Origin of the sequence: Clostridium sp. AF50-3 (assembly GCF_003477445.1) — a bacterium.
Lineage (GTDB): Bacteria > Bacillota > Clostridia > Lachnospirales > Lachnospiraceae > Otoolea > Otoolea fessa.
This window is the reverse complement of record NZ_QUDH01000036.1, coordinates 1-4,014: the sequence shown is the minus strand read 5'-3', so window position 1 is coordinate 4,014 and position 4,014 is coordinate 1. Positions and strand designations below refer to the sequence as shown.

Annotated in this window: 4 protein-coding genes; 1 reads left to right on the top strand and 3 read right to left on the bottom strand. The window is 33.3% G+C overall.

Features of this window, described 5'->3' with window-relative positions; all coding sequences use genetic code 11:
* Nucleotides 1–49 precede the first annotated feature (49 nt).
* On the top strand, nt 50–676 hold the full coding sequence (locus DW085_RS18555) for a DUF6070 family protein (RefSeq protein WP_243034095.1): 627 nt from the start codon (nt 50–52) through the stop codon (nt 674–676).
* Between the two features lie 105 nt (nt 677–781).
* Here the strand turns inward: DW085_RS18555 and DW085_RS18550 are convergent, their stop codons facing one another.
* The 3 genes from DW085_RS18550 to bla all read right to left on the bottom strand — a co-directional run bounded on the left by DW085_RS18550 (nt 782) and on the right by bla (nt 3,985).
* A complete protein-coding gene (locus DW085_RS18550; RefSeq protein WP_243034094.1) occupies nt 782–1,696 on the bottom strand; it encodes a penicillin-binding transpeptidase domain-containing protein in 915 nt (304 codons plus the stop codon).
* A gap of 34 nt (nt 1,697–1,730) precedes the next feature.
* On the bottom strand, nt 1,731–2,267 hold the full coding sequence (locus DW085_RS18545; RefSeq protein ID WP_278245874.1) for a DUF4097 family beta strand repeat-containing protein: 537 nt from the start codon (nt 2,265–2,267) through the stop codon (nt 1,731–1,733).
* Between the two features lie 857 nt (nt 2,268–3,124).
* On the bottom strand, nt 3,125–3,985 hold the full coding sequence (gene bla, locus DW085_RS18540) for a class A beta-lactamase (protein WP_243034097.1): 861 nt from the start codon (nt 3,983–3,985) through the stop codon (nt 3,125–3,127).
* Nucleotides 3,986–4,014 lie beyond the last annotated feature (29 nt).

Sequence of the window (4,014 nt, the reverse complement as noted above, 5' to 3'; positions counted from 1 at the left end):
GAACAGAAAAGGGAAGAAGCTGAGACTGACTGAGTAAAAAGAGGCAGTAGTGGAACTTTATCTTGACATTTATGAAACTGCAGATAAAGGGATAGCATCTAATGTTGCTTTGGATGATCAAACGATTTTGGAAATGCAGAGGAAGCTAAAGGATGCAGGATGTCCGGTTACAACAATGGTAACATATTCTAACATGGAGAATTATGAAAGTGTTGACAGTTTTCTGAAAGAATGTATGGAAGGGAAAAGTGGTTCTGCAGTAATTTATGAAGTCCACAACGATGGTGGATTGGGCAGAATGAAATTCATTTTTGATGGAACAGATATGTATGTTGTAAGTGCAAAAGGAATCTGGAATGCTGATAATAAGCCGGGGATTTCATACATTTCCTATACAAGACTAAAAGAGTGGAAATATACAGATAAGGGATGGTTCTGCTACGAGTTGTGTGTGCCGGAGCCACCGGAGGTCAGTGAAATTGTGGATGGAAGCAGCGTGATTAGAATAAAACCTATGACAGAGGAACAGCGAGAGATGTCTGAGCGCCTCGTCTTGGGACTTGGATATCAGGGACAGAACCTTTTGTGTTCCAACTGGAATACGGAAAAGCACAGTATTATTTCTAGCAGTAGTGCAAATTTATTGCATTGCCATTGGTGTGCAATTTTGGCATAAACTCGTGTAGACACTATCTAGTTAACTATATTTCATTTTGTATTTATTGTAATGTTATTTGAACCAAATCGATTGCTATTTCTTTTGCCAATGTGCTGGATACATTCATACCATCAGTTCTTCCAAGACGCACACAAAAATACACATCTCCTGTTTTACTTTCCGCAACCCCTGTAAACCAAGCGTCAACAACAATACCATCGACTTTTCCCATTCCGGTTTTCCATATATAGAAATGTCAGTACTATCAACCTCTGATAAAAGCATAACTTGCTTTAATGTATTCTGTGTTTCTTCTGAATAATTCGATTCTTTTCCAAAGATATGCTCCATTACTTCCACTTGTTCTTTGGGTGAAATCATTAAAGAAGATTCAATCCAAAAGCCCGTCAAAGCTCTATTACTATTATTTGTATTTAATCGTCCCTCCCAATCAGAAATATCACAATTACCATATTGGAGCTTATCTAATTCCTTCTGCATTAAATCTTCTCCAATATCATCAATGACCTGTCTGAAATACCATACACAAGAAGTACGAAAAGCTTCTTGAAAATCAATATCTTTATTCCAATCTTCATTCCAAAATATTTCACCACTCCATGTTTTAGTAGAGTTTTCCGTTTCAATAATTCCGTTTTCTAAGGCAATCAAAGAAGAAATAATTTTAAATGTCGAACATGGTGAACTTCTTGTAATTGCAAGATCACGATTATAAATTGTATATTTTTTATTGGATGCATCATATATAACTGCTGTTCCATTCAATCCATTAAAATACTCTGACCAGTCTACCTCTACTATTTCTGGTATTTTCTCTGTGCTTTCATCGGAAAATTCCATACTTTTTTCCATAGAAGTTCTGTTTACTCCATTTTCCAGTGTTTCTTGATTTTCTTTTTGGTTTTCAACCAAGCTTTTTTCCTCTACAGTATACTTACTACCACAGCCAGTTAAAATAATTGCACATATACATGCTGTAAATATCATTTTCAAATAAAATTTATTCTTTGTTATCATTATTATCTTTTCTCCTGTCTTTATATTTTTTTATTTATACCACAAACGTAACATCAACATCACCGTTATTGCAAAGTACTTTTAGTGTTTTTTTACCAATATCTTTATGTTTTGGCAAACTGCTATCACCTTTTTTGACTTCTGATTGAATGACGAAATCCTCATACCTGCCTCCAATCATGCCAGAAATATCCCCATTTTTAACGGTCAAAGTCAAGGTATTTCCTACATCTAAGCTCTCAAAAGTGATGTTTCCGTCGTTAGTCGAAATATCAATGCTTCCCGTAACAGCCAATACTGGAAGTGATATATCTTCATTTGTCGTAGATAGCGTAACAGTATCCAGAAGTGTAGTCGGCATTTGTAATACGATTTTCCGATCTTTGGTAGAGGGTTTTCCCCCGATATAATCCGTCCATTCTTTGTTGTTGGCATTTACCATAGTCAGCACATTTCCATCGGAAACAGAAATATCATAATACTCTTTGCTGTTTTCAGAATATTGGATATGCACCTGTTCGTCGTCAGATAGTGTTACTTCAATTTCTCTGTCCCTCACATCAAGATTTATTTCGTTGACCTTTGTATCCGGCGTAAAACTTTTTTTCTCAAAAGGTTCGCTTTTCCCGAGCAGCCCGCCAAAACAAAGCTACTCATTACAAAACAAAAAGCAAGTGCAAATATTTTTTTCATAGTCATTCCTCCATATTTGATAGATTAGATTTATATTTCTAATTTGTAGTAATATCCAGCTTTATCAATTTCTCCGGTTGAATAAAAAACATAAAAAACGAAAGAAAGATAAAGTTTTTTTGCATTTTAATTGGTGTTATCTATTATCACTATCACTTTTTTAACGACTTGAATTTTTAGACCTCTTAAAATGTGTTTAAAGGCTTTTTCATCAAACCTATTATGCCGAAATCTGTCGTCAAACAAGGTGGAATATTTGAATGCGACCTATAGAAAGCTAAATAAGCAAAGGAGTGTACTTCAAATCAATACTGCCTTGCTAAAGATACTATATTGCTTTACTTTCGAAGCAAGCAAAAGGTAAACTAATACCATTCGGAACTGAGCGCAGAACTATGATAAACTGAGTATTATATATGAAATAGGATTTCAGAGTAAATCAATATCTTGGTTAAAATGTTTGAAAAGCCGCCTGTTATCGATACCCGTTAGATAGATAGTATTTATAACATAAGGTTCAAATCTCTAATTTTAAGTATTCCAAATTGTTATAGAAGCATCCTTATTTATAGACTTTTCTACATATCCTTACAAAAAAGGTGAAATGCTTGAATTCAAGTATTCACCTATATCGTCATAGAAGAATCTTATCTATGGTTCTTTTTGAGAGTTTCTAAGATAAAACTTTTGTAATTGTATTTTGGTATATTAATTTATTTTTGAGTGAATCAATTTTTATGATATTAAATCAAAGATGATTTTTGTGGCATCTGCTATCAGTTTATTGTCATATTCTGCATCTTGTTCTGCTTTTTTTGAAAGTACAGCTACAAATATAGGTTTTTTATTTGGGGGTGTTACAATAGCGATATCATTTCGTGTTCCGTAAGAACCAGCACCACTTTTATCTGCCACAATCCAATCACTTGGTACACCAGCGCGAATTAATTCATCACCAGTTGCATTATTTGACATCCAATCTATAAAAATCTCTTTTTTATCATCTGACAATATATCTCCAGTTGCATATTCTTTTAAATTTAAAGCCAATTGTTTAGGAGTACTAGTATCTCTTATATCGCCAGGTACAGCATCATTCAATTCAGTTTCTATTCTAGAAGGCTCACTTACAGTATCACCAATTTTACTTAATGATTGTTTAAAACCATTAGGTCCATCAAGAAGAGTAAATTGTAGATTTCCAGCAGTATTATCGCTTTGTCTAACTGCAGCATCACATATTTCTCTAATAGTCATTCCAGTATCTACTTTATCTTTTGCAACTGGTGCATAAGATAAAACATCTTCTTCTTCAAAATATATTACATTATCAAGTTCTTCAATAGAGTATTTTTCTAAAATGGCACCGGCAGCTAAAGCTTTATATGTTGAACAGTATGCAAATCTTTCATCTGCATTATAAGAAATTTCTTTATTAGTTTCTGTATCAAGTGCATAAATTCCTAATGTAGCATCATATTTTTCTTCCAGTTCTTGAAATAGAAAATCATAATCTGCATTAACATTTTCATTGCCATCAGAAATGTTTTCTTGATTATTACTACATCCAACAGATAATAATATGACAAAGATCATTAAAATACTTATGGTAATTTTGTGTGTTT

Coding starts and splice junctions, on each gene's coding strand:
- bla (WP_243034097.1), bottom strand. CDS start 3,985: ATGATCTTTGTCATATTATTATCTGTTGGATGTAGTAATAATCAAGAA.
- DW085_RS18550 (WP_243034094.1), bottom strand. CDS start 1,696: ATGATAACAAAGAATAAATTTTATTTGAAAATGATATTTACAGCATGT.